We start from the raw sequence: 26169 nt of genomic DNA on the forward strand, positions 1-26169 counted from the left end.
AATAATGAATTCTTGGTGTAGAAATTTAGAATTACTTATAAAATCAAGGGCTTCATTAATTTGGATAAGGACTAAAGAAGAGGAAAGATTAGAAAAGCTAGTTAATTTTTCTTGTGAAAGATTAAATATAAAAAGATTTGTTTGCTGGGATTGTGTTAGCGGTATTAAAGGATTAATAAATGAAGAAGGGAAATTTTCTAACAATCCGTTAGGAGTGCTTAATTGGCTTAAAGAACAAAGTTCTGAGGTTTCAACAGTTTTATTAGTTAAAGATTTTCATAAATTTTATGATGATCCATCTATTAATAGAACTATTAAAGAACTATCTTCAGCGCTTAAGGAAACCAGTCATAATTTAATTATTAGTTCTCATCTATTTCCATCGTCTGAAGAACTGGATGAATTAATGACAATAATAAGCTTACCTTTACCTGATCAAAAAGAATTGAAAAATCTAATAAAAAAAATTGCTATTAATACTAATTCAAATCTTGAGGAAGAAGACTTAAATGAACTTTCTATAGCTTCAAGTGGATTAACCGAAATAAAAGTAAAGCAAGTCACTGCTAAGGCTCTTGCTCAAAGAGGAAAAATTAGTAAAGAGGATATTAAAGATATTCTTGAAGAGAAAAAACAAGTTATCGCAAGAAGTGAAATTTTAGAATTTTTTGAAGCCAAATCAAGTCAAGATGATATTGGTGGTTTAAATGTTTTAAAAGTTTGGCTTAAACAAAGATATAGGGCCTTTTCAAAAGAAGCAAGAGATTATGGACTACCTATTCCCAAGGGGGTATTACTTGTTGGAGCACAAGGAACAGGGAAATCGCTTACTGCAAAATCAATTTCCAATAGTTGGTCGATGCCGCTTCTTAGGTTAGATGTGGGGAGACTATTTTCTAGCCTAGTTGGTTCAAGCGAGGCAAGGACAAGAGAAACAATATCAAGAGCTGAGGCCATGTCACCTTGTATCCTTTGGATCGATGAAATTGATAAGGGCTTTGGTGGCGATGCTAGAAGTGATGGAGGGACAAGTCAAAGGGTTTTGGCAAGCTTGCTAACCTGGATGGCTGAAAAAGAATCCGCAGTATTTGTAATTGCCACCGCTAATGCTATAGACAAGCTTCCTGCTGAATTATTAAGGAAAGGTAGATTTGATGAAATATTTTTTCTTGATTTGCCAAATTCTGAAGAAAGATTAAGCATTCTAGATTTGCACTTAAAAAAAAGAAGACCAAGTTACAGTTTCCCTCTTACTACCATCATCGACAGAACAGATGGATTTTCAGGCGCAGAACTTGAACAAGCAGTAATAGAGGGGATGCACATTTCATTCTCAGACAATAGAGAGCTTATGGAGAAAGATTTAGTAAAGGCAGTTTCTGAATTGGTTCCCTTATCGAGAACAGCTAAAGAGCAAATTGATTTACTAAAAGAATGGTCATCTACAGGGCGGGCTCGTTCTGCATCTTAATTAGAATTTAATTCATTAAAAATTTTGCATAAGTTAGGAATCATTAATTTAGTTAATTTTTCATCAAAAATCCCAAATAATGAATCGAGATTAACTATCTTTATTAATGTATAAAAAAAAAAGAGTGTTAGACCAAAAATTAATAAGAGAAAATCCAACGTCTGTTGAAGAGAATTTATCCTTAAGAGGAAAAGTTTACAAAATATCCCACATTCACGAATTAACAGTTAAAAAAAAAGAAATTGATATAGAAATATCGAGCCTTCAATCCGAGAGTAAAAAATTAAGCAAATTAATCGGTCAAGTAATTGCAAAATCACAAAACACTAATTCACAAGAACTAAATGATTTAAAAAAAAGAGGAAACGAATACAGAATCAAAATTTCTGAACTTGAAGAGAAACAAAGAATATTAGATAAACAAGTAGATGATGAGATTTATAATTTGCCAAATTTCTCTAGCAAAGAAGCACCTATTGGGAAAGATGAAAGTGATAATGTACAAATAAAAACTTGGGGAGACACTCTTATAAGGGAGAATATTAAATCACACTGGGAAATAGGAGAAAGTCTTAATATTTTTGACTCCGTAAAATCAACAAAAATATCAAAAAGTCGTTTTATCACTCTTATTGGTAATGGCGCCAAATTAGAGAGGGCATTGATTAATTTCATGCTCGATATTCATACTAAAAATGGTTATTTAGAGTTAATGCCTCCAGCTTTAGTAAATTCAGAAAGTCTTAGGGGATCTGGACAATTACCTAAATTTTCAAATGAAAGTTTTAAATGTTCTAATGATGATTTATGGCTTTCTCCAACAGCCGAAGTTCCACTCACTGCTTTTCATAGAAATGAAATTATTGATCCTAAGCAGTTACCTATTAAGTATGTTGCATATAGTCCATGTTTCAGAAGAGAAGCTGGTAGTTATGGTAGGGATACTAAGGGCTTAATACGACTTCATCAATTTAATAAGGTTGAGCTTTATTGGTTTTGTGATCCAAGTAAATCTTTAGAAGCTCATAAAAAGATTACTTCTGATGCAGAAAGCATTTTAAAAAAGCTCAATTTACCATACAGATTAGTAGATATTTGTACTGGAGACTTAGGCTTTTCTTCTAGTAGAACTTTTGATCTTGAAGTCTGGCTGCCCAGTAGTAAATGTTATAGAGAAATTTCAAGTTGCAGTAATTGTCTAGACTTTCAAGCACGTAGATCATCAATAAGATCAAAAATTAATAAAAAAAATACATATTTGCACACTTTAAATGGTAGTGGGCTTGCTATTGGAAGAACAATGGCCGCGATTCTTGAGAATGGCCAACAAAAAGATGGTAGCGTTAAAATTCCAGATGCTCTTGTTCCATATTTTGGATCAAATTATTTAAAAACTGCTTAATATAAAAAAATGAATGTTTTAACCTCAATAACAGTTCTTGGATTTCTCATTTTTTTTCATGAGATGGGCCATTTTCTTGCAGCAATTTTACAAGGAATTTATGTTGATGGATTTTCAATTGGCTTTGGGCCCTCAATAATTCAAAAAAAATATAAAGATATCACCTATTCATTTAGAGCCTTTCCTTTAGGGGGCTTTGTTTCCTTCCCTGATGAAGAATTAAATAATATTGACCCTAAAGATCCAAATCTTTTAAAAAATAGGCCAATAATTCAAAGAGTTATTGTAATTTCCTCTGGAGTATTCGCGAACTTAATTCTTGCTTACTCAATTTTAATCATAAATGTAACTACTGCAGGAATTCCTTATGATCCTGAACCAGGCATTCTAGTATTAGCTACACAGCCTGAGAAGGCTGCTTCTATAGCTGGCTTAGAGCCTGGAGATAAAATTTTAAAAATAGAAAAAACTTTCTTAGGAATTGGTGATCAAGCTGTTTCCAATTTAGTAAAAGAGATACAGAATTCATCGGAGAACCCTATTGCGATAACAATTGAGAGAAATGGAGCTTTTAAAGATTTAACTTTGATACCAAAAAATGTTGAAGGGAAAGGCACAATAGGTGCTCAATTGCAGCCTAATGTAAGAAAAGAAACTAAAAAAACAAAAAACGTTTTTGTACTTTTTAAATATGTTAATAATGAGTTTTCATCACTTTTGGTAAAAACAATTCAAGGTTATAAAGGGTTAATAACAAATTTCTCTTCAACAGCTCAACAACTAAGTGGACCGGTCAAAATCGTCGAAATTGGCGCCCAATTATCGCAACAAGGTGGGACAGGGATTTTATTATTTGCGGCTTTAATTTCTATTAATTTAGCAGTACTCAATTCTTTGCCTTTACCACTATTAGATGGAGGACAACTTGTTTTCACATTAATTGAAGGGTTTAGGGGTAAACCAGTCCCAGTAAAGGTTCAAATGGTTGTTACTCAGTCCAGTTTTTTTCTTCTAGTTGGTTTAAGTGTTTTGCTTATTATTAGAGATACTAGTCAGCTTTTAATCGTACAAAGATTTTTCAACCAATGAATAATTTTAAAAATTGTTAGATAAGCTGTTAATATATTAAATAGTTTAAAATTCTGATAGATGGCGAAAAAGTCCATGATTGCGAGAGATGTCAAACGCAAAAAACTTGTGAAGAAATATGCTGCAAAAAGGAAATCATTATTAGATGAATTCAATGCAGCAAAAGATCCAATGGAAAGATTAGAAATACATAGAAAGATTCAAGCTCTGCCAAGAAACTCTGCTCCAAATAGAGTTAGAAATAGATGTTGGGCAACAGGTAAACCTAGAGGAGTTTATAGAGATTTTGGTCTTTGCAGAAATCAGTTAAGGCAAAGAGCTCATAACGGCGAACTGCCTGGGGTAGTTAAATCAAGCTGGTAGTATAAATTATTTACTTAAATATTGTTTTTTCTTCAGAAAAAATTTTAATTAAATAAATTAATAAATCAATTTAGGGACAATTTTTTAAAATTTTTATAGCTTATCTAAATAATTTACTCAATATGTCCCTATAAAATGTAAGAATAAATTATGTATAGATTTATAATTTAAAAAGTGGAAGGACAAAATAAGTCGATCACGTTTGACGGACGAGAGATACGACTAACTACAGGACTATATGCTCCTCAAGCAAATGGATCAGTAATGATTGAGTGTGGGGACACCTCGTTATTAGTTACAGCAACAAAAACGACTAAGAAAGAGGTTGCAGACTTTCTACCTCTTATATGCGACTATGAGGAAAAACTTTATGCTGCAGGGAGGATTCCAGGTGGTTTTATGAGGAGAGAGGGTCGCCCTCCAGAAAGAGCGACTTTAATTTCAAGGTTGATTGATAGGCCAATGAGGCCGCTTTTCCCTTCATGGATGCGAGACGAGATACAAATAGTTGCTTCATGCCTTTCTTTAGATGAAAGGGTTCCAGCAGATGTTTTAGCTGTTACTGGAGCTTCAATAGCAACTTTACTTGGAGAGATACCATTTCATGGGCCAATGGCAGCTGTTAGAGTTGGGCTCATAGGAGATGATTTCATCTTAAATCCAAGCTATAGAGAGATAGAGAAAGGAGATTTAGACATTGTTGTTGCAGGATCACCTGACGGCATTGTTATGATTGAAGCAGGTGCTAACCAATTATCAGAGCAAGATACTATTGAAGCTATAGATTTTGGTTATGAGTCAGTAACTGAACTAATTAAATCTCAAGTAGATTTACTAAAAGATTTAGGTATAAAACAGGTTAAGTCATCGGCTCCCGAAGAAGATAATACATTGCCCTCTTATTTAGAGAAGAATTGTACAAAGGGAATTGAGTTGGTTTTAAAGAAATTTGACCAGTCTAAAGATGAGAGAGATCTTGAACTCGAAAAAATAAAAGTTGATACTCAAGCTAAAATTGAATCTTTGAAAGATGATAACGAATTAAAAGTTCTTCTTTCAGAGAATGATAAGTTGTTAAGTTCCGACTTCAAAAAACTTACAAAGAAATTAATGAGGTCCCAAATCATTAATGATGGCAAACGAGTTGATGGCCGTGAATTAGATGAAGTGAGAAAAATTTCAGCATCTGCTGGGATACTTCCAAAAAGGGTTCATGGTTCAGCCTTATTTCAAAGAGGGTTGACTCAAGTCTTATCAACGACAACTTTGGGAACGCCAAGTGACGCACAGGAAATGGACGACCTTAATCCAAGCACTGAAAAAACTTATCTGCATCACTATAATTTCCCACCTTTTTCAGTTGGGGAAACCAGACCCATGAGAACCCCTGGCAGAAGAGAGATTGGCCATGGAGCTTTAGCAGAGAGAGCGATAATTCCTGTTCTTCCGGGGAAAGAAACATTCCCATATGTATTAAGGGTTGTTAGCGAAGTTTTAAGTTCGAACGGATCAACTTCCATGGGTTCTGTATGTGGAAGTACACTTTCGTTATTAGATGCAGGAGTTCCTTTAAAAGCCCTTGTCAGTGGTACTGCTATGGGTTTAATCAAAGAAGGGAAGGAGATCAGAATTCTCACGGATATTCAAGGGATCGAGGACTTTCTTGGGGACATGGACTTTAAAGTTGCTGGTACAGAAAAGGGGATAACAGCATTACAAATGGATATGAAAATTACAGGTTTGTCCGTTTCCGTTATTTCTGATGCAATCAAAAAAGCTCGTCCTGCAAGATTACACATCTTAGAAAAAATGCAAGAGGCAATAGATAAACCTCAAGAATCCTTATCTCCCCACGCACCAAGACTTTTAAGCTTTAGGATTGATCCAGAGCTCATTGGGACAGTCATTGGACCTGGTGGAAGAACCATTAAAGGAATTACCGAAAGAACAAATACAAAAATCGATATTGAAGATGGGGGAATTGTAACCATCGCATCACATGATGGCGCTGCGGCTGAAGAAGCGCAGAAGATAATAGAAGGATTAACTAGAAAAGTCCACGAAGGTGAAATTTTCACTGGAGTTGTCACTCGAATAATTCCGATTGGAGCATTTGTTGAAATTCTCCCTGGTAAGGAGGGAATGGTTCATATATCCCAATTATCTGAAGCGAGAGTTGAAAGGGTGGAAGATGTTGTAAGACAAGGTGATGAAGTAACTGTAAGGGTTCGTGAAATTGATAGCAGAGGTAGGATCAATCTTACTTTGAGGGGAGTTTCACAAAATAGTGGGATGTCTTATCCTGAGCCAACACCTACGCCAGTAGCACCTTTAAACTAATTTCCTAAGGATAAATTTTATATTCCTCAATAATTTCTTTTACTTGCGAGCAGATTCTTTTATGATTCTTCTTGTTATTAGAGGCAATTATAATACCTGAATGCTTAAGATCAGTACTACCATAAACCAAATCCTCATTATCAATATTTGTTATTGATCCCCCAGCCGCTTTTAAAATAGCTTCTGGTGCAGCAAAATCCCAATCTTTTGGCGCACTTTTGCCTGGCAAACTCAATGCAATATAAATATCACTATCTCCTCTAATAATTGAAGCAACTTTGCAACCAATACTACCCATTACAATAGTTTTCTTAAAATTAATCTTTTCAATTAAATCCTTTAATTTTTCATTCCTGTGGTTCTTACTGGTAACTATGGTCATATCTTTGAGAATATCTGTTTCAGACAAATTTTGTTTTCGAATACTTCCATCTCTTTTCTCACACCAAAGTTTTTCTGCATAAGAAATCCATAATTCATCTTTTTCGGGGATAAGCACAACCCCAATAAATGGCCTTCTTTTATAGTTCAAGGCTAAATGCATAGCATAATTTTGTGTTCCTTGAATAAAATCTTTAGTTCCGTCTAGAGGATCAAGAACCCAAAGCCAGTCAACATTATTAAAATAATTGGATTCTATTTTGAAATTTTCTTCGCTCAAGATCTCCCAATTAGTATCTTGATATTTTTGATTTATTCTGTTAATAATTAATTCGTTTACTTCTAAATCAGCTAATGTTACAGGGTCATTATTATTTTTATTCTTAAGAATTTCATTTTTTTGCTCTAATTTTTTAATAATATTGGCATAGTACAACAAGATATCTGCAGCTTCCCAACTCAAACTCTTCAGATTATCTATTAGATTATTAATTTCTACTCCGAAAGGTAATTTAATCACTTAATGCAAAATATTTCCCTATTATCTCATAGAAAAGAAGAACCTGAGGAAGGAATTTTATATTTAGTTGGTACGCCAATTGGGAATTTAAATGATATCTCCCCTAGAGCAATTAATATTCTTGCTAATGTCTCTTTAATTGCTTGCGAAGACACGAGACAAACCAGAAAAATAATGAATAAATTTAGTATTTCTAATAATTTAGTAAGCTTTAATAAGGAAAATTCTTTAAAAAGAATTCCTAAGTTAATTAACGATCTAAAAGCAGGCAAGTCAATTGCGCTTGTAAGTGATGCGGGAATGCCAGGAATTTGTGATCCCGGAGAAAAGATAGTTAGTCAAGCCAAATCTCAAGGATATGATGTTATTTGTATCCCAGGTGCTTGTGCCGCAATAACAGCTCTCGTATCAAGTGGAATGCCATCTTCTAAATTTATATTCGAAGGTTTTCTTCCTAAAAAAAAAGTTGATAGAGACAAAATTCTTTTTGAAATTAGTAAGAATGAGAAAACAACAATAGTTTATGAATCACCCCATCGTCTTAAGAAATTGTTGAGAGAATTATTAGATTTCTGTGGGGGTGAAAGAGAAATTGTTGTAGCAAGAGAATTAACTAAAAAATTTGAAGAACATGTGGGCAATAATATTGATAGTACAATAGAATTTTTTAAAGATAAAGAAGTGATTGGGGAAATAACAATAGTAATAAAAGGTATTCAAAAAGAGAAAAATGAAGAAATTAATAAGTCAGATTTAAAAAAGGATCTTAATGAATTAACTAATGCAGGTTTAAGTTTAACCGCGGCTTCAAAGTATTTAGCAAAAAAATATGGCATCAAAAAAAGCATAATTTATAATTTAAATTAGAGTTTAAAAAAGTTAAATTTATGTCAGTTATATTAAAAAAAATAGTTTTTGCAACTACTTTCAATTCTTGTTTATTCCTATTATTGATGATTGGGATACAAAATAGCTCCAACAAAAGTAAAGTTAATTTTTTAATAAATGAGACTGTTAAATTACCAATAAGTTTTATTATTGGTTCGAGTTTTATTAGCGGTTCTATAATAGGAAGTCTTTTTAATATGAATTTAACAAATAAAAGTTAATAACTTAAAGAGCTATAAGTTTTTCAGCACTCACAATCCTCGATATTCCTCTTGAAATTAGTATAGGAGAGACGATTCTAAATACATCTGCATTAGGCACCTTAATAACTTTTTGTTCCTTACTACATGCTCTTTTTGCTAACTTTAAATCAAAATATATTTCTATCGTTTTTCTCTGTAAGTCTTCATTTGGGAGGAATTCCCATTCCGGATAATCTTTCAATAATTTTATTTCTAATTCAATATTTTTATCAACAATCATATAAACAGTTTTAGGAAAATCAATTTCTTGTATAGGGATAGAAGACAACTCTTTTCGAGGTACATTATCTATTTCGAAATTCAAAGGAGAAATTTCTATAAATTCATTTCTGGAAAAAATATTATTCTCAGATTGATTAGAATCCAAAATTAAATCATCACTAAATTCATTTTTAGAACTCTTCTTTGACAATTCAAAATCATTTTTTTTCTTTTTATCCTTTTCTAAAAGAGTATTTAATTGATCAGCATTTGTATTTATTTCAACTAATTCTTTATACATTACTTCCCCAAGCTTTTTCTTCAAGTTTCTAGTTATAGTTAATGATGTACAATTAAAATCTTCAGATAAAGCTTCAATAGTTTTACCATTTTTAAAATATTCAGCTATTTCACTTTTTTGTTTTTCTGTAAGTCTTTTAGCCAAATTTTATTTCTTGTTATCTCTACAAATTTTACAATAATTTAGAAGAAAAAATAGATATCATTATAAAAAAATAATTTATAAAGAAGATAACGAATTCTTTGGTCTCAAATACTTAATAAACGTTCAATGTATTTCCTAAAATTAAATCTAAAATTTACTTTAATAAAAAAAAATAACATCCAATAGAAGATTAAAGTTTCAGTTTTATAAAATTATGGGATTAGATCATTAGATTTGTAAACGGATCAGGGAGGTGAAATAAATTTTTAAGTAAAAATAATTTCATACATAATATTGTAGTGTTTCTTTTTGGTAATTTACTTGTTGTGTGTGCTGGGCTGTTTTAAGATAGGTAGGTTATTTGGTTTTTTTATCCAGAGAAAAGTCAAAAAGGTGATATACATCTCTATGAACTTTTTGTTCTGCGACTAACAAGCCCAAAAACCTCTAGCTTCCTTAGCTCAGCTGGATAGAGCAACTGCCTTCTAAGCAGTGGGCCGCAGGTTCGAATCCTGCAGGAAGCGTAAAGTGTTAAAAGATTTTGACTATAGAAATAAAATGTTAACTAATAATTTTCTTAAATATGCAAAAAAAAATTATCTGAATATTGGTAAATATTCTTTTCTTATAGGAGTATTCCTTTTACCCACTGCATTCGTAATATCTGCGTTATTTTTACTATTTTCTTTAGTTTTATCTTTTTCCAAAAGTAAACTTTGTTTTTTAAAAGATAAATTGAATTTATTAGTAATCATTGCGATAGGAATGATCCTATTTAGTTCACTTATAAATAATACAATTTTAATTCCTAGGGTGCTTCCAAATTTAGATAATTCATTTGTATTGCTAAATTTATTCAATTGGATTCCTCCTTTATTAGGCTTTATTGGATTCCAAAGCTATGTAAAAACTGAAGATGATAGATTAATTTTTTCTAAATATTTATTATCTGGAACAGTTCCATTTATAGTAAGTTGTCTTTTTCAACTATTCTTTGACTTACATGGACCTTTTCAAATTTTTAATGGTTTAATTATATGGTTTCAAAAGCCTCTCGAAGTTACTGGAGGGGTTTCAGGATTATTTAGTAATAGAAATTATGCAGGTATTTGGCTTTCAATAAATCTTCCATTTGGAATATACCTCATAAAGAAAAATATAAAATATAAAATTAAAAGTCTTTCCATTCTATTCATCACTTTTCTGATTAGCTATTTAATAATCAATACAAATTCTAAAAATGCTCTGCTCAGTATGATTTCAACCATAATAGTTTTCTTTGGAATAAAGACTTTTTTTATATTTTCAATTGGTATAATTTTCTTTTTTGTCATTCTTAACTTACTGCCAACACTAAATATATTAGAGTTCATACCTGAAACATTTTTAAGAATTAAAAGATTCACATTCTTCATTAATACACCAAGATTAGTAATTTTCAGATCAGCTTTGAATTTTATATTTCAAAGACCTTTTTTAGGTTGGGGATCAGGAACATTCGCTTTAATTTATCTAGCAAAAGACAATATGTGGAATCCACCTTTTGTATTTCATAAATTTCAACATACTCATAATTTATTTTTGGAGATGGCTTTTAATTTTGGCATCCCAATTTCAATATTATTAACTTCAATAGCTTTTTATATTTTTTATAAATCTCTTAAAGTGTTTTACTCTAATGATAAAAAAGATGATTATCAAAATCTAAATAAAGCATGGATTTCAGCAGGTATAGTTATTTTCTTAATCCATTTAAGTGATATGACTTTTTATGATGGTAGAGTCAGTATGTTGATTTGCATCTTATTCTCTGGCTTAAGGTGTATTTCATTAACAAAAAATAATCTGAAAATTTGTAATTAAGAAACTGGTGCATTTTTATGCTTAATAATTTCTGGAGGAATCATAAAAAGAATATTCATCCAAGTGTAATAATAGAAGAATCAGCAATAATAGACAAAGGTGCCACAATAGGAGCAAATACTAAAATATGGCATTGGGTCCATATCTGTTCAGAAGCCAAGATAGGTAAAAACTGTTCTCTCGGTCAAAATGTTTTTATAGCTAATAAGGTAAACATAGGTGACAATGTCAAAGTTCAAAATAACGTTTCTATTTATGATGATGTAACGCTTCAAAGTAATGTATTTTGCGGCCCTAGTGTAGTTTTCACGAACGTTAAAAACCCTAGATCAAAGATAAGAAGAAAAAACGAATATAAAAAAACATTAGTAATGAATGGTGCCTCCTTAGGTGCAAACTGTACAATAATATGTGGGGTTTCAATTGGTAAGCATGCTTTTGTAGCTGCTGGAGCAGTAGTTACTAAGGATATTAAATCATATGCATTGGTTAAAGGAATTCCTGCAAGACAAGTTGGGTGGATTAGTGAATTTGGTGATAACATACCTCTTCCTTTAGAGGGAGAGGCTTCATGGACATGTCAAAAAATGAATATTAAATATTCTTTGAAACAATCAGAAATTTTTGCTGAGAAGATATAGTAGATTAATTTATTGGAATAGCCAAAAATCTTTATTGGATATTATGACTTCGGATAAGAGAGAATTAATAAATAATTTCAAGGAAAATTTATGCAAAAAAGATAAAAGTATTGCGATAGTAGGTCTTGGATATGTCGGTTTGCCTTTGGCGCTTACTTTTGCCGAAAAAAACTTTTCTGTTATTGGAATAGATATTGACAAAAAAAAAGTTGCCAAGTTGAGAAATAAAGAGAGCTATCTTAGACATATCAACAATTCAAGGATCTCTGAAGTCATTCAAAATAGCAAATTTAAACCAACATCAGATTTCTCAGAAGCAGAGAAATGTATAGCTATTATTTTATGCGTACCTACACCTTTAAATAAAAATAGAGAGCCAGACTTACAGTACATAACCACAACATTAAATTCTTTAAAAAAATATTTCCAAAAAGGTCAGCTATTAAGTTTAGAAAGTACTACTTATCCTGGGACGACTGAAGAAGTATTAAAACCATTAATTGAATCTTCTGGTTTTAAAATTGGGAATAATTTCTTCCTTGTATATTCACCAGAGAGAGAAGATCCTGGGAATAAAGACTATTCAACGGGATCTATACCTAAAATCATCGGAGGTATTACCCCAATTTGCAGAGAAATAGGAATTGAATTATACTCCAAAATAATTGAAAGACTTGTACCAGTTTCCTCAACACGAGCTGCTGAAATAACAAAGTTATTAGAAAATATTCATAGAGCTGTAAATATTGGACTTATGAATGAGTTAAAAATCCTGTCCGATAAAATGAATATTGATTTATATGAAATAATAGATGCCGCAGCAACAAAACCCTTTGGTTTTACTCCTTATTATCCAGGCCCTGGTTTAGGTGGACACTGTATACCAATTGATCCATTTTATTTAACTTGGAAGGCTAGAGAATATGGTATGAATACAAAATTCATTGAATTAGCGGGTGAAATTAATGCTTCAATGCCTCAATATGTAATAGAAAAGATTTTTAATTTACTCAATAATAGAAGTAAATCAATAAAAAACAGTAAGATTCTTGTCCTTGGATTATCTTATAAAAAAAATATAGATGACATTAGAGAATCTCCATCCTTAGATATTATTTATGAACTTTTAAAAAGAGGCGCAGTAGTTAAATATAACGATCCATACATCCCAAAATTGCCAAAAGTCAGAAAATATAATTTAGAAATCGAGCATTGCAAAATAACAGCAGATCTTTTAAGTTCCTTCGATTGCGTTTTACTACTAACTGATCATGATGATTTCCCTTATGAATTAATTAAAAAACATAGCAATTTAATTATTGATACTAGAGGAAGATTTACTCTTTCAGAAAATATTTTTAGAGCTTAAGTTTATTTGACTATGAAAGATATAATTCCCAGAAAAATCAACATAGCTATTATTGGATGTGGAAGAATTTGCAAAAAACATATTCTGGCAATTATTAGTGAAAAAGAAAGATGTGAACTTGTTGCAATTTGCGATAATAATGAAAAAAAGATTGAAAATATATCGGATTTTTATAATAGTCAATTAAAAGAGAGAAATTTTCCATCAAAAAATTTAATTAAATTTAATGTTTATGAGGAACTAATAAAGGCAAAATTAAATAACAAAATTGATATTGATTTAATTGTCTTAGCAACCCCAAGTGGTTTACATCCTATACAAACAAAGATTGCAGCAAAATCAGGAATAAATGTTTGTACAGAAAAGCCAATGGCATTAAATCTTTCTGATGCAAAAGAAATGATAAAAGTATGCAAAGAGGCAAATGTAAGGCTCTTTGTTATTAAACAAAATAGACTAAATCCAACATTACAAATTTTAAAAAAGAAAGTAGAGGAAAATAAATTTGGGAATATAGGAATAGTCGATATAAACGTTTTTTGGCAGCGACCCCAATCATACTATGATCAGGATGAATGGAGAGGAACCAAAGATCTTGATGGAGGGGCCCTACTTAATCAGGCTAGTCACTATGTTGATTTATTAGAGTGGATTATTGGACCTTTGGATGGCTTATATGCAAATGTATCAACTATAAGTAGAGATATAGAAGTTGAAGATACTGCAGTTATTCAGTTGAAATGGAAAAATGGTGCACTAGGATCAATGTCAGTAACGATGATAACTTATCCAAAAAATATTGAAGGATCAATTACAATAATTGGTGATAAAGGAAGTGCAAAAGTTGGGGGGATAGCAGTAAATGAATTTGAATATTCTTTTTTTGAAGATGATAGTAACGCGTGTTTAGAAAAATATAACTACAAAACAGAATCTGTTTACGGTTTTGGACATAACTTTTATTATCAAAATATGATTGATAATCTAATGAGTAATACTAAGCCTATATGTGATGGAGAAAGCGGCTTATCAAGCATAAAAATAATTAATGCAGCTTACAAATCTGCCAAAGAACAGAGATTTATAAAATTATCATCTATCTAATTTATGAAAATTTGGATTTTGCAGACTGGAGAATTCCTACAAACAGATGGTGAAAATGTTAGGCCAATGAGGGCTATTAATCTTTCTGAATATTTTCTTAAAAGAGGACATTCAGTAAAACTTTTAAGCTCTGACTTTAGCCACCAAATGAAATTACATAGATATAAAAATTTAACAGTGAAAAAATTAAGCGATAATTTTCAAATAACTCTTATCCCCTCCCCTGGCTATAAATCAAATATAAGTTTTCAAAGACTTTTAGATCATTTTATTCTTGGCATAAATACGTTTAAATATCTTTTTAAAATTAGACCTGAAAACTATCCTGACTTTGTTTTTATAGGTTACCCTCCCATTGAAACAACTTTCTTTTTATCAATTTGGTTGAAATCAAAAAAAATACCATTTTGCGTTGATATAAAAGATCAATGGCCTCATATATTTCTTCAAAAATCAATGGGATTAAAAAGACAAATTATCAAATTAATATTGACTCCATATTTTTATGCCGCAAAATTTTCTTTAAAAAACGCAAATTTCATAACTGCAATAACTCCCAATTTTTTAAATTGGTCTGAAAATTTTTCTAAAAATTTCAATAAAAACAATCGGGTCTTGTATTTAGTTCCCAACATAAAGGAAATTTCACAATTAAAATTAGAAGAAAGTTTACTTTGGTGGAAAAAGCAAATTGGGATAGATATAAAAAAGAAAAATAAAATAATTTTTGCTGGTAATATCAACAACGCCTATGATTTCAATGATCTTATTTCAGCAACGTTATCCCCTAAATTAGAGGATTGTGAATTTGAAATATTAATATGCGGAGATGGAGAATGCATTAGCTTTTTAAAAGAAAAGTTAAAAGAAAAAAGTAATATTTTCTTTCCTGGATGGGTTGACTTAAATCAATTGACAGCAATAAAAAAACTATCAATTGCTACTTTAGCTCCATATAGAAACACACCCGACTTTCAAATGAGTATCCCAAATAAGGTGATTGATAGCTTATCTTTTGGGCTTCCTATTATTACTTCACTAAAAGGCGAATTAGAAAATATAATCAAAAAATATAATGTTGGATATTTTTGCGATAAAAATTCTAAATGGGAAGATCAAATCTTCTCATGTATAAATGATCCTATTAAAAGAGATTCATTATCTTATAATTCTAGAAAACTTTATGAAGAAAAATTCACTTCTGATAATGTGTATGGAGAATTTATTAAATTTATCGAACAAAACTACAAGTCTTTATAAGAGCAAAGAATAATAAAAGCAAGGCAATTATTATGAATAGTGCAGATTTTTAGTTTATGATTAAATAAATTTGGATGCGTTTATAAATATATGAAAGATTCCAATAGTAAAGAAATAGATTCCATAACATCTGAAAAGGAAATTAATATCGATAATTTCTCTAGAGATGAATTATTGGAAATGCTTTCAAAAATGATATTAATAAGAAATGCAGAATATAAAATTGCCAAAGGACGAGAATTTGGATTAGTTGGTGGTCCTGTACATTTAGGGGTTGGTCAAGAAGCTATACCAGTAGGTATCTCTCAATATTTAAATAATCAGGATAAAGTATTTGGGGCCCATAGATCTCATTCTCATATACTTTCCTTAGGTATAGATCTTAAATCATTCTTTTCTGAAATACTTGCAAAATCCTCAGGAATATCAAAGGGGATGGGTGGTTCAATGCATCTTTTTGGAGGTTCAGTAGGTTTTTGTGGATCTGTACCAATAGTTGGAGGAACAGTTCCTCTTGCCGTTGGAACGGCTTTAGCTAGTAAGTTAAAAGAAGAAAAAGTTGTATCTATTTCTTATTTAGGCGATGGCGCAATAGAAGAAGGCATAGTTCACGAAAGTTTAAATTTTGCAAGAATTAATAATTGTCCCGTTATTTTTGTAGTCGAAAATAACTTATTCTCAAGTCATTTAAATATAAAGTTGAGGCAGCCCAAAAAGTTAACGTATAGATTTGCGAAAGCAAATGATATTGAGTCAAAAGTATTAGATGGAAACAACTTAACTTCTATTTGCAAAACGGGCAAAGAATTTATTAGAAGATGTAGAGATGGGGAGGGGCCATTTTTCATAGAAGCACTTACATATAGATGGTTTGGTCATGTCGATTGGAGAGAAGATATTGATGTTGGAATAAATAGATCTGCAGATGATTTAAAATATTGGAAGAAAAGAGATCCAATTTTAAGGTTAAAAAAATCACTTTTAAAAGAAAATTATTTTGGAGAGAATCATTTGATAAACTTAGAGAAAGATATTCAGAAAGATATAGATAACGCATGGGTCGATGCTTTAGGAGAATCTTCCCCAGAATGGAACGAATCCCTAGATTATGTTTTTAAAAGCAATTACAAATGAAAAAGTTTACATATAGCACTGCAATTCTAGATGCATATAATTTTTTATTAAAAAATTATCCTGAAGTATTCGTAATTGGACAAGGTTTATGGAGTCCTTGGTATGTGGGTAATACTATGAAAGATCTAGATAAAAATTTTGGAAAAAAAAGAATTATCGATACTCCAGTATCAGAAGCTGCGGTAACAGGGGCCGCCGTTGGAGCCTCACTTAATGAAATGAAGCCAATAGTTGTTCATCCAAGAATGGATTTTATGATGTACGCAATGGATCCAATAATTAATCAAGCTGCAAAATGGTCTTATATGTTTGGCGGGCAATCAAGTCCATCTATTACTATAAGAGGAATAATAAATAGAGGAGGAGAACAAGGGGCACAACACTCACAAGCCTTACATTCTTTGTTCGCACACATACCAGGTTTAAAAGTAGTCTTGCCATCATCAGTGGCTGATGCTAGAGATCTTTTAATAGCCTCTGTTTTAGCTGATCAACCAGTAATTTATATAGATGACAGATGGCTTTACGATCAAGAAGATCAACTCCCTGAAGCGAAAGAAATCAACCTAGAAAGTATAAATCCTTGTATTTTGCGAGAAGGCAATTCAATAACATTAGTTGGATGTAGTTACTCAACATTTTTACTTAAACAAATAACTAAGAAATTAATTAAAAATAAAATTAATCCTGAAATCATTGATATGAGAATAATTAATCCTTTTCATAGTGAATTAATTACTAATTCAGTCAAGAAAACTGGCCGTTTATTTGTGCTGGATGGAGGATGGGGACCTTGTGGTATATCATCTGAGATAATTTCTTCCGCTGTCGAGAATGTCGAACCTAAATTTTTCAAATCCAAACCTGCGAGGTTAACTCTACCTTTTACACCCGCACCAACAAGCAAAGTTTTGGAAAAAGAATACTATCCAAATGAGAAAAAAATATTAAATAAAATTTTTAAAATTTTTGAAAATAATTTATAATTATTTCTATGAAAATTCCATTCTTCGATTACCCAAGACTTTTTTTAGATAAAAAAGATGAATATATGAATATCTTCTCAGATGTAGCTTCAAGAGGGGCTTTTATTATGCAGGATGACGTAGATATTTTCGAAAAAAATTTATCAATCTTTTCATCTTCAAAATATGCAATTGGAGTAGGTAATGCTACCGATGGTCTTGAAATTTCATGGATGGCATTAAATTTAAGACAAGGTGATGAAGTTATTTGTTGTTCCCATACTATGTTGGCAACTGCATCTGCAATTAAAGTAGCAGGGGGAATTCCAATTCCAGTAGAGATAGGAGATGATAATTTAATAGATCCCGATGCAGTTGAAAACGCAATCACATCACGTACTGTTGGGATAATGCCCACACAGCTAAATGGGCGCACATGTGATATGGAAAGGATTATGCAAATAGCTAATAAATATAAACTTTATGTTGTTGAAGATGCAGCTCAAGCCTTAGGATCAAAATTCAAGGGGAAAAATGCCGGGACATTTGGACACTCATCAGCTATAAGTTTTTTCCCTGCAAAAGTTCTTGGTTGTTTTGGCGATGCAGGTGCCATATTATGCCAAGATGAAACAATTTTTGATAGAGCCTATCAACTTCATGATCATGGTAGAGATAAGAATGGTAATGTTAAATCATGGGGTAGAAATAGTAGAATTGATAACTTACAAGCAGCAATATTAAATTTTAATCTAAAGTCTTATGAAAAAGTAATTGAAAGAAGAAGAGAAATAGCATCTAAATACTTCTCTAAACTTTCGATTTTAGAAGAATTAAAATTACCAGAATCCCCATTTAATAATTCTGATCATTATGATGTTTATCAAAATTATGAGATAGTTGCAAAAAGAAGAGATGAGTTACAGAAATATCTTAGAGATTATGGCATTGGAACATTAGTACAGTGGGGTGGGAAAGCTATTCATCAATGGGAGCATCTTGGTTTCAATTTACATTTACCCAAATCAGAAGCATTTTTTAAAGAATGTATAATGATTCCAATGAACATGTTTATTACTAACGAAGATATAGATTATATATGTCAAAAAATTATTGAATTTTATCGAAAATGAAAAGGGTTTTCGATCTCATATTTTCATTTTTAGGCCTTATTCTCCTCTTTCCGATAATCATAATTGCTTGTTTTGGTATTTATTTACAGGATCAACATACACCATTTTACATTGCAAAAAGAACTGGCAAAAATAATAAAAACTTTAATATGATAAAACTTAGATCAATGATAGTAAATGCTGAGAAAAATAAAGTAGATAGTACATCGAGTAATGATCCTAGAATAACTAAAATAGGTAGGTTTATAAGAAAGTTAAAATTGGATGAACTTTCTCAACTCTTTAATGTTTTTATTGGGGAAATGAGCTTAGTAGGTCCTAGACCAAATGTTAAAAGAGAGACTGATCTATATACGAAAGTTGAAAAAAATCTTTTAAGAGTTAAACCTGGCATTACTGATTTTGCCTCAATTATCTTTTCAGATGAATCGGAAATTTTGAAAAATGTTGATGATCCTGATATTTCTTATAACCAACTTATTAGACCATGGAAAAGTAGATTAGGTCTTTTTTATATAAAAAAACAATCAATACAGCTAGATATTTTGATTATTATTTTTACAATTTTAAGTTTTTTCTCAAGAGAATTTTCTCTTATCTTAATTAATAAAACTCTGTTAAAACTTGATGCTCCAAAAGATTTATGTAAGTTATCACTTAGAAAAGATAAACTTAAACCTACACCTCCTCCAGGTTCTAATGAAATCGTTGTTACAAGAGAAACCTGAATAATTAATGGAATTTTTAAAGAAAATTATAAAAAGACTTAGGTTAGATTCTTTACTTATTCCTAGTATTGATTTTCTTTTAATATATTTTGCTTGCCAACTAGGAATACGTTATAGAAATATTTCTTATGAAATTATAAGATCAGATTTAAGAGGCTTCCCCGATGATTACGCATGGATATTATGGATTGCACCATTTTTGGGGGTTTTCATATTCTCTTTATCAAACCAATACAAATCATTATTTGGTTTATTTACAACAAAGAACATATATAAATTATTTTGGTATTCTTTATTTTTTCTAATAATTTTAGCTTTTATTGGACAAATATTTTTATTTAAAATCCCAGATTTTAAAGCTTGGATTGTATTATATTTCATTGTTGTTTCTGCTACTTCATTTTCACGTTTTATATATAAGGATACTTTTCAAAAAAGAATTTCTTTAAAATCTAAAAATGCAAAATCTATTGCCATATATGGAGCTGGCGGAGCAGGTAGGCAACTTCAGGCCTCCTTGAGAATATCTAACCTATATAACGTCAGTTTCTTTATAGATGACGACTCAAGTTATTGGTACAGAGAAATCAATGGAATTAAAATATTTCCTCCTGAATGTTTAAAAGATAAAGTAAAAAATATTGATCAGATTTTTTTAGCAATTCCATCACTTCCTCCAAAAAAAAGAAAGAAAATTCTAAATTCATTACAGAAATTTAATATCAAAATCTCTTCCATACCATCAATAAAAGAAATAACAAAGCAGAAATCAATAATAGATTCTTTAAAACCAATTGATGTTGAGGATTTACTTGAGAGAGATGCTGTAGATCCTTACATTCATCTACTATCAAAAGACATTAAAGGAGCAATAATTTGCATTACTGGAGCAGGAGGTTCTATAGGCGGCGAATTAACAAGGCAAATAATCGAATTAAATCCAAAGAAAATAATCTTGCTGGACAATTGTGAATCAAATCTTTACCAAATAACATCAGCGGTTGAAGGCTTGAATTTTCGTAGCATAAAAATAACACCGGCCTTAGGCGATTGTTGTAATTTAGAATTTCTAAAGAACCTATTCAGAAAAGAAAAAGTTGATATTGTTTTTCATGCAGCAGCATATAAGCATGTTCCATTGGTAGAAATAAATCCCATAAATAGTATAAATAATAATGTTTTTTCTACCCTCAATATATGTATTGCCTCAAAGAAACTTTCTTTAAAAAAGGTTTTGATGATCTCATCAGATAAAGCTGTAAGACCTACAAATATAATGGGCGCATCTAAAAGACTTTCTGAAATTATTGTTCAAGCATTTGCTCATGATGCTGAAAAAAATTCGCTTAATAAAAAAGAAAAAAAAACATGCTTCTCCATGGTTAGATTTGGAAATGTTCTTAGTTCATCAGGATCAGCAGTTCCACTTTTTATTAAGCAAATTTCCTCTGGGGGTCCAGTAACTCTTACTCATCCTCAAATAACGCGTTACTTTATGACGATTAAGGAAGCCTCACAATTAGTTATTCAATCTTCAGCCATGGCTCAAGGAGGAGAGGTATTCCTATTAGATATGGGTAAATCTATATGTATAAAAGATCTTGTTATTAAATTAATTAAATTGAGTGGACTACAATTGAGAGATGATTCAAATCCTAATGGCGATATAGAAATTAAGATTACTGGATTGAGACCTGGTGAAAAATTATATGAAGAATTACTAATTGATGCTCAGGCAGAAAAGACAGACCATCCTTTAATATTTAGAGCGAAAGAAAAATTTATTCCAATGGATGAAATTATCCCAAAATTAGAAAATTTAAAAAAATTGATTAACGAAAGAAATAAAGATCAAATTTTAAAAACCCTGAATGAATTAGTTAAAGAATGGCAAAATCAAAATGAATTAAACTAGATCCATCAGCTTACCCATTTTCTTCATTTCATTACTAATATCATTTCTTTCTAATATTGTTTCTCTAGCCCTAATTCCAATTTTTTTCCATAAATGTTTTCTATCTATAGCTTTAATAATTGTATTATATAAGCTTTTTGAACATCCAGTTTTAAATAAGAAGCCATTATAACCATTAGAAATCCATAATTTATTTTCTCCACTATCGGAGACTATTACAATTTTTTGACAAGCCATAGCTTCAGCTATGCTTGAAGCTATCCCAGCATCAGATAAAGAAGTAGAGATAAACAAATCATGCTTATTTAGGAGTTCAGGTAAAGTCTCATAATCATATTTTCCTATAAATCTAACTTTTTTTATTAATCCTAAATCATTAGACTTTTTGATTAACTTTTCAGTTTGAGATCCATAACCAGCAATAGTTAGTGCGAAATCTATATTATTATTTTTTAAATTTTTTGATGTATTTATTAAAGTCTCCAAATTATAAATTTGTTCATGATTTCTTGTTGAAATGATATTTATTGATTTCTCATCTATATAATTAGATATTGATCCAACAAAAAAAGAAGAATCAATTCCAAAATTAATTATTTTTGGATTAGCTATAGGAGAGATTTTCGAAATAAGTTTGGATATATGTATTGCATCACAGGTAATTAAACTAGCCTTGAAAAAAATAAATTTCATTATTAAAGTATTTATAAACTTTCTAGAGCCAAAAATAATATCTGAACCCCAAGGAGTAACAATGAAAGGAATATTAAATAAAATTGGTATTATTGCGAAGATTCCATATGTTCCTACTGAATGTATATGAATTAGATCAAAATTGTTTTTTTTCTGAAGTTTTCTAATCTTAAAAATACATTTTATAATTCTAATTAATCTAAATTTGTTTTTACCAGATATAGAAAAAATACTAATTTCATTATTAATTTCGTATTGAAATTTCTCATAAGAAAACCAGAAGTAATTATTATTAGGATAAAGAGATTTAATTTTTTCAATCCATTTTTTACTATGAATTGAATTCCCTGGTGCTAAATATAGAATCTTCATTAAAACTTATTTGTAATGGCATCTATTAGCCAATATTCTCTTTAAATATTTTAAAGTTTCTTTGATTGGCTTGCAAATAATTGCAAAATGCATAAATACAAAATGATAGAATTGCAAAATGAATAGAAAAATTATCAACTAAAAAAATTATAAAAAGTAAGCCTAAAGAAAGAATTGATGAGAGTATTTCAATTTTAACAATATTAATATTATCAGTTAAAGCAAAAGCAAATGGTTGTGATAATTGATAAGCACCTAAAAATCCGTAAGCTAAAAAAGCCATAAAAAGATCAATAGAGCTAATTGTGAATGGATAAAAATTCAAATTATTTTTAAATACTAATTTTAATAATATTAAAATAAAAGGGATTAGTATTGATAAATAGATAAGATTTAAAGATAATTTTCTAGTTTTTTGATAAGCTATTTTTTTTTCATTTATTGCCTTATTACTTATATATGGATAGAAAGTAAATCCAACAAATGCTGTTAAAGATAATAGAGTTGCTCCTGCTGAAATAGCTAAAGAAAGCTGCCCTACTCCATCTAATCCCATATTTGAAAGTGTAATACTTCTAAGAAGGAAAAAGAATAATGAAGCTGTTAAGGTTGCGAAAACAGACTTTCTTGAAAGTGAAAACAGACTCTGCAAATAAGGCTTGGGACTAAAAAATAAACTTAAATTTAAATTTTTTCTTATTAAGAAAATAATTTTAAAACTATAATATCTATATAAAAATAAAATGATAGTTATACATGAAATGATAAATGTTATCGAATATAAATTTATTATTAGATTAATATCATTTTTTATAATGCCTACAAATGCAAAAATACGTGGCAAGATTCTTAGAATTAAAATATAGTTTGCAAAACTAAAATTCTTTATACTTCTATATGTATAAAGAACAAATTCTAATAATAATTCCGAGAATCCTATAATTAGAATCAATATAAAAATATTTAAATTCAAAACATTATTGAATAAAATATTTGATACGAAGTCCTTAAAAAAAAGTAAAAATATAGAAATAATTAGTCCAGTTAATAATATAAATAAAGCTGACTTAAAAATAAATTCATATTTTTCCTCTGAATTATTTATTCTTGGAACTATAGCTATGATTCCATTAGGTATATTGAAGCCTACTAAAGAGGTAAAAAGAGATACCGAAAACATTACCTGAGACCAAAAGCCAATATCTTTATAAGAGAGAATGCTTGCCATTAATGCTGTCATTAAAAAACTTATAATTTTTTCAATTATTAATAGGGATCTACTTATTAGCGTCTTATTAAAATAAGAATTAAATATAAAATTATTATTTCTAAGATTTTCTTTCATAAGATAAATTTGACTATTTATTTTTATTTATTTGTAAATATAGAAATTGCATTTACTTTAATCTTATCTGAGATTATCTTAAAATCTATAAAAAGAATTTTAATTTACAAGTGTTAAAACAATTTAAGAATTTAATTATAAATCAAAAGTTTTATTGGATATTAAGACATTTAATAAAGCCAAATATTTGGTCAACTTACTATAGAGATTCGCCATCCAAAAGAAGAGATTTTTACTCTAAATTCATTCAGCAATATAACCTCAAAGCTATTTTTGAATTTGGTTGTGCAAGTGGGCCTAATTTATTTAGTATGGATAAAAATGTCCCTTGGAATTTATCCTATTTTGGATACGATATAAGTTCAAAAGCAATAAAGTTTGCAAAAAAAAAGTCACAAAAAGATTCCTATTTTTTTACTTCAAAAATCAGTCCAAAACTAATTAATTCAAAGCTAGATAATTGGAAAATTAAAAAATTTGATTTAGGAATATATGATCGAGTTTTATATCTTCTAAGTGAAAATGAAATAAAAAAACATTTTGAAAATTATAAAGATTACATGAGGTATTTAATTATTGACGACTTCCATAATTCAGAAACTACAGAAAAAAATGATGCATATTTTTCAAAGAATTATGAAATAATTTTATTAGAATTTGGCTTTAATTTAAAGAAAAACGAACCTTCAGAACATATTATTGGAAATGATGAATTTTTTATAAGAAATGCAAGAAGATTAATATTTGAAAAAGAGAAATAATTTTTATAACTTTAGAAACTAGGAATAATTTTTCGTAAAGTATTATTATTTTAAAATGATAGAATTTATTAATATGAATTTTAATTTATCTAACAAAAAAACCATATTAATTATAGGTTTTCCATGGCCTTATTCATATGGAGGTCATAGAACTACAAAATTATGCAGGGAACTTTCCAAAAACTACAATGTTATCTGCTTAAGTAGACCGCTATTTAGATATCTCGATAAATTAAGCTTAGAACCTTTTAAGATATATCAAACCAAGGGTCCTACTACAATTTATGATCCAATTAGATTTACTTTCAGTATATTATCAAAATTAATAAAAAAGAAAAAGAATAAATTATTTATAGATTCAGGACTAGTAAATCAGATTAACGAAAATAATAATTTCCATCCTTTAATTAAATTATTTATTAGATTTTCTTTAAAAATAAAATTTTATTTTGAAAATTTTATTGCTATCCCAGATGATCATTGGCCTTGGATAATTTCTGCGCGCCCACTAACAAAACATTTATGTCAAAGATATAATCCATTCCTTATTATAAGCTCTTATCCTGTTTCTTCTCATTTAATAGCAGCAGAAATCAAGAAATCCAATCCAGAAATTAAATGGATTGCAGAATTTCCTGATTTATGGAGTCAAAATCATATTTATCCATATATGAAATTGAGACAAAATATTGATAAGATTCTAGAAAAAAAAGTATTAAAAAAATCAGATAAAATAATAACTTGTCAGCCTGGATGGGCAAAAGTATTAGAAAATCTCCATGATCCAAAAATTGAATACATTCCTCATTGTACGGATCTAGAAATGCATAATGAAAAGAGAAAAAAAATCACTAAAAATAAAATTTTTATTATTAGGTATCTTGGTACTTTATATAAACAACAAATACCCTATCTCAGATTGTTCATGAATTCATTTGAGCAATTTATTGAAAATATTGAAGCAAACAAAATAGAGGAAATTAAAGTAAGTGTTGAATTTATTGGAACTAGCTCAAGCGATCTAGAAAATCTTATAAAAAGAAATAAATATAGCTCGTATTTTAAAGTATTACCAAAAGTTTCTTATGAAGAATCATTAAACCTTATGCATAGTGCAAAACTTTTATTTCTACCTTTATATGTTCATAATAATAAGTTAGTTAATTGGTTTTCTTCAAAAATAATCGAATATATTGGATCTAAGAATCAGTGTTTAATAATTGGAGAGCAATGTGAAGACTTCAAATTACTAATAAATAATTATCCTTTACTAAATACTGAAGAGAAATGTCTAGAAACTCTACTAAAGTCATACAATAATTACTCAGAAACTGAAAATGAATTATCTATTGGAAAAAAAATTGATATTGAGCAATTCTCAATTAAAACTATGTCAAAAAGGTTTCTTAATTTGAAAACTAATCTCTTAGAAGAATCGCAAAGATAATTTTATAGATTTAATAATAAGAAAAGAATTAAGAAAATTGCCAATAATCATATAATCTTTTATAAAGAAGATTTTC

General features: G+C 29.6%; 23 protein-coding genes and 1 tRNA gene. 20 read left to right on the plus strand and 4 right to left on the minus strand.

Going from position 1 to position 26169, the window contains the following annotated elements; genetic code table 11:
• The first annotated feature begins 4 nt into the window (after window positions 1-4).
• The 5 genes from PMT9312_RS06655 to PMT9312_RS06675 all read left to right on the plus strand — a co-directional run bounded on the left by PMT9312_RS06655 (window position 5) and on the right by PMT9312_RS06675 (window position 6665).
• Window positions 5-1471 (plus strand): AAA family ATPase, encoded by a 1467-nt coding sequence (locus PMT9312_RS06655; protein ID WP_011376833.1) that lies wholly within the window; start codon window positions 5-7, stop codon window positions 1469-1471.
• Window positions 1472-1595: 124 nt separating this feature from the next.
• Window positions 1596-2873, plus strand: coding sequence for a serine--tRNA ligase (gene serS, locus PMT9312_RS06660; protein ID WP_011376834.1), 1278 nt, complete (start codon window positions 1596-1598; stop codon window positions 2871-2873).
• A gap of 9 nt (window positions 2874-2882) precedes the next feature.
• Window positions 2883-3962 (plus strand): RIP metalloprotease RseP, encoded by a 1080-nt coding sequence (gene rseP / locus PMT9312_RS06665; RefSeq protein WP_011376835.1) that lies wholly within the window; start codon window positions 2883-2885, stop codon window positions 3960-3962.
• 60 nt (window positions 3963-4022) lie between these two features.
• Complete coding sequence (rpsN, locus tag PMT9312_RS06670) at window positions 4023-4325, plus strand: 30S ribosomal protein S14 (protein ID WP_011376836.1); 303 nt, start codon at window positions 4023-4025, stop codon at window positions 4323-4325.
• A 174-nt stretch (window positions 4326-4499) separates the two neighbouring features.
• Window positions 4500-6665, plus strand: coding sequence for a polyribonucleotide nucleotidyltransferase (locus tag PMT9312_RS06675; protein ID WP_011376837.1), 2166 nt, complete (start codon window positions 4500-4502; stop codon window positions 6663-6665).
• A 4-nt stretch (window positions 6666-6669) separates the two neighbouring features.
• Here the strand turns inward: PMT9312_RS06675 and PMT9312_RS06680 are convergent, their stop codons facing one another.
• Window positions 6670-7566, minus strand: coding sequence for a 3'(2'),5'-bisphosphate nucleotidase CysQ (locus PMT9312_RS06680; protein ID WP_011376838.1), 897 nt, complete (start codon window positions 7564-7566; stop codon window positions 6670-6672).
• Between the two features lie 3 nt (window positions 7567-7569).
• Here PMT9312_RS06680 and rsmI point away from each other — a divergent pair, with 3 nt between their 5' ends.
• Window positions 7570-8433: a 16S rRNA (cytidine(1402)-2'-O)-methyltransferase gene (gene rsmI, locus PMT9312_RS06685; RefSeq protein WP_011376839.1), complete on the plus strand. Its 864-nt coding sequence runs from the start codon at window positions 7570-7572 to the stop codon at window positions 8431-8433.
• Window positions 8434-8679: 246 nt separating this feature from the next.
• On the opposite strand, the gene PMT9312_RS06695 is transcribed toward rsmI, so the two are convergent.
• The gene (locus PMT9312_RS06695) at window positions 8680-9363 is read right to left on the minus strand and encodes a hypothetical protein (protein ID WP_011376841.1); all 684 of its coding nucleotides are present in this window, start codon (window positions 9361-9363) and stop codon (window positions 8680-8682) included.
• A 450-nt stretch (window positions 9364-9813) separates the two neighbouring features.
• Between PMT9312_RS06695 and PMT9312_RS06700 the strand changes: the two genes are divergently transcribed.
• From PMT9312_RS06700 to PMT9312_RS06750, 11 genes are all read left to right on the plus strand, one after another.
• A tRNA-Arg gene (locus PMT9312_RS06700) sits at window positions 9814-9887 on the plus strand.
• Window positions 9888-9921: 34 nt separating this feature from the next.
• Window positions 9922-11226, plus strand: a complete 1305-nt coding sequence (locus PMT9312_RS06705) for an O-antigen ligase family protein (RefSeq protein WP_036924281.1) — start codon at window positions 9922-9924, stop codon at window positions 11224-11226.
• 17 nt (window positions 11227-11243) lie between these two features.
• Window positions 11244-11867, plus strand: coding sequence for an acyltransferase (locus PMT9312_RS06710; RefSeq protein WP_011376843.1), 624 nt, complete (start codon window positions 11244-11246; stop codon window positions 11865-11867).
• Window positions 11868-11910: 43 nt separating this feature from the next.
• Complete coding sequence (locus PMT9312_RS06715) at window positions 11911-13236, plus strand: nucleotide sugar dehydrogenase (RefSeq protein ID WP_011376844.1); 1326 nt, start codon at window positions 11911-11913, stop codon at window positions 13234-13236.
• Window positions 13237-13248: 12 nt separating this feature from the next.
• Window positions 13249-14340, plus strand: coding sequence for a Gfo/Idh/MocA family protein (locus PMT9312_RS06720; RefSeq protein WP_011376845.1), 1092 nt, complete (start codon window positions 13249-13251; stop codon window positions 14338-14340).
• Between the two features lie 3 nt (window positions 14341-14343).
• A complete protein-coding gene (locus PMT9312_RS06725) occupies window positions 14344-15600 on the plus strand; it encodes a glycosyltransferase (protein WP_011376846.1) in 1257 nt (418 codons plus the stop codon).
• 90 nt (window positions 15601-15690) lie between these two features.
• Window positions 15691-16734 carry a thiamine pyrophosphate-dependent dehydrogenase E1 component subunit alpha gene (locus PMT9312_RS06730; protein ID WP_011376847.1) on the plus strand — a complete coding sequence of 348 codons (1044 nt, stop codon included), beginning with the start codon at window positions 15691-15693 and terminating at the stop codon, window positions 16732-16734.
• The gene (locus PMT9312_RS06735; RefSeq protein ID WP_011376848.1) at window positions 16731-17720 is read left to right on the plus strand and encodes an alpha-ketoacid dehydrogenase subunit beta; all 990 of its coding nucleotides are present in this window, start codon (window positions 16731-16733) and stop codon (window positions 17718-17720) included. The genes PMT9312_RS06730 and PMT9312_RS06735 overlap by 4 nt, the downstream gene beginning before the upstream one ends.
• Window positions 17721-17728: 8 nt before the next feature.
• Window positions 17729-18832 carry a DegT/DnrJ/EryC1/StrS family aminotransferase gene (locus PMT9312_RS06740; protein WP_011376849.1) on the plus strand — a complete coding sequence of 368 codons (1104 nt, stop codon included), beginning with the start codon at window positions 17729-17731 and terminating at the stop codon, window positions 18830-18832.
• Window positions 18829-19560 carry a sugar transferase gene (locus PMT9312_RS06745; RefSeq protein WP_011376850.1) on the plus strand — a complete coding sequence of 244 codons (732 nt, stop codon included), beginning with the start codon at window positions 18829-18831 and terminating at the stop codon, window positions 19558-19560. The genes PMT9312_RS06740 and PMT9312_RS06745 overlap by 4 nt, the downstream gene beginning before the upstream one ends.
• A gap of 7 nt (window positions 19561-19567) precedes the next feature.
• Window positions 19568-21475 carry a polysaccharide biosynthesis protein gene (locus tag PMT9312_RS06750; protein WP_011376851.1) on the plus strand — a complete coding sequence of 636 codons (1908 nt, stop codon included), beginning with the start codon at window positions 19568-19570 and terminating at the stop codon, window positions 21473-21475.
• On the opposite strand, the gene PMT9312_RS06755 is transcribed toward PMT9312_RS06750, so the two are convergent.
• Both PMT9312_RS06755 and PMT9312_RS09860 read right to left on the minus strand, forming a co-directional pair.
• Window positions 21467-22540, minus strand: coding sequence for a glycosyltransferase family 4 protein (locus PMT9312_RS06755; protein WP_011376852.1), 1074 nt, complete (start codon window positions 22538-22540; stop codon window positions 21467-21469). The two genes, PMT9312_RS06750 and PMT9312_RS06755, sit on opposite strands and share 9 nt — an antisense overlap.
• A gap of 25 nt (window positions 22541-22565) precedes the next feature.
• Window positions 22566-23192 (minus strand): hypothetical protein, encoded by a 627-nt coding sequence (locus PMT9312_RS09860; RefSeq protein WP_193741836.1) that lies wholly within the window; start codon window positions 23190-23192, stop codon window positions 22566-22568.
• A 328-nt stretch (window positions 23193-23520) separates the two neighbouring features.
• Here PMT9312_RS09860 and PMT9312_RS09865 point away from each other — a divergent pair, with 328 nt between their 5' ends.
• From PMT9312_RS09865 to PMT9312_RS06770, 3 genes are all read left to right on the plus strand, one after another.
• Window positions 23521-23727: a hypothetical protein gene (locus tag PMT9312_RS09865; RefSeq protein WP_193741837.1), complete on the plus strand. Its 207-nt coding sequence runs from the start codon at window positions 23521-23523 to the stop codon at window positions 23725-23727.
• Window positions 23728-23995: 268 nt separating this feature from the next.
• The gene (locus PMT9312_RS06765) at window positions 23996-24646 is read left to right on the plus strand and encodes a methyltransferase domain-containing protein (RefSeq protein ID WP_011376854.1); all 651 of its coding nucleotides are present in this window, start codon (window positions 23996-23998) and stop codon (window positions 24644-24646) included.
• A gap of 73 nt (window positions 24647-24719) precedes the next feature.
• Window positions 24720-26093 (plus strand): hypothetical protein, encoded by a 1374-nt coding sequence (locus tag PMT9312_RS06770; RefSeq protein ID WP_152556505.1) that lies wholly within the window; start codon window positions 24720-24722, stop codon window positions 26091-26093.
• The last annotated feature ends 76 nt before the right edge of the window (window positions 26094-26169 follow it).

The organism is Prochlorococcus marinus str. MIT 9312 (assembly GCF_000012645.1).
Lineage (GTDB): Bacteria > Cyanobacteriota > Cyanobacteriia > PCC-6307 > Cyanobiaceae > Prochlorococcus_A > Prochlorococcus_A marinus_L.

What these genes read in the sequence shown, in the direction of transcription:
- PMT9312_RS06740 (WP_011376849.1), top strand. Translation starts at nt 17,729, where the DNA reads ATGAAAATTCCATTCTTCGATTACCCAAGACTTTTTTTAGATAAAAAA.
- PMT9312_RS06725 (WP_011376846.1), top strand. Translation starts at nt 14,344, where the DNA reads ATGAAAATTTGGATTTTGCAGACTGGAGAATTCCTACAAACAGATGGT.
- PMT9312_RS06655 (WP_011376833.1), top strand. Translation starts at nt 5, where the DNA reads ATGAATTCTTGGTGTAGAAATTTAGAATTACTTATAAAATCAAGGGCT.
- PMT9312_RS06715 (WP_011376844.1), top strand. Translation starts at nt 11,911, where the DNA reads ATGACTTCGGATAAGAGAGAATTAATAAATAATTTCAAGGAAAATTTA.
- PMT9312_RS06720 (WP_011376845.1), top strand. Translation starts at nt 13,249, where the DNA reads ATGAAAGATATAATTCCCAGAAAAATCAACATAGCTATTATTGGATGT.
- PMT9312_RS06745 (WP_011376850.1), top strand. Translation starts at nt 18,829, where the DNA reads ATGAAAAGGGTTTTCGATCTCATATTTTCATTTTTAGGCCTTATTCTC.
- PMT9312_RS06710 (WP_011376843.1), top strand. Translation starts at nt 11,244, where the DNA reads ATGCTTAATAATTTCTGGAGGAATCATAAAAAGAATATTCATCCAAGT.
- PMT9312_RS06755 (WP_011376852.1), bottom strand. Translation starts at nt 22,540, where the DNA reads ATGAAGATTCTATATTTAGCACCAGGGAATTCAATTCATAGTAAAAAA.
- rseP (WP_011376835.1), top strand. Translation starts at nt 2,883, where the DNA reads ATGAATGTTTTAACCTCAATAACAGTTCTTGGATTTCTCATTTTTTTT.
- PMT9312_RS06770 (WP_152556505.1), top strand. Translation starts at nt 24,720, where the DNA reads ATGAATTTTAATTTATCTAACAAAAAAACCATATTAATTATAGGTTTT.
- rsmI (WP_011376839.1), top strand. Translation starts at nt 7,570, where the DNA reads ATGCAAAATATTTCCCTATTATCTCATAGAAAAGAAGAACCTGAGGAA.
- PMT9312_RS06730 (WP_011376847.1), top strand. Translation starts at nt 15,691, where the DNA reads ATGAAAGATTCCAATAGTAAAGAAATAGATTCCATAACATCTGAAAAG.
- PMT9312_RS06750 (WP_011376851.1), top strand. Translation starts at nt 19,568, where the DNA reads ATGGAATTTTTAAAGAAAATTATAAAAAGACTTAGGTTAGATTCTTTA.
- rpsN (WP_011376836.1), top strand. Translation starts at nt 4,023, where the DNA reads ATGGCGAAAAAGTCCATGATTGCGAGAGATGTCAAACGCAAAAAACTT.
- PMT9312_RS06705 (WP_036924281.1), top strand. Translation starts at nt 9,922, where the DNA reads ATGTTAACTAATAATTTTCTTAAATATGCAAAAAAAAATTATCTGAAT.
- PMT9312_RS06735 (WP_011376848.1), top strand. Translation starts at nt 16,731, where the DNA reads ATGAAAAAGTTTACATATAGCACTGCAATTCTAGATGCATATAATTTT.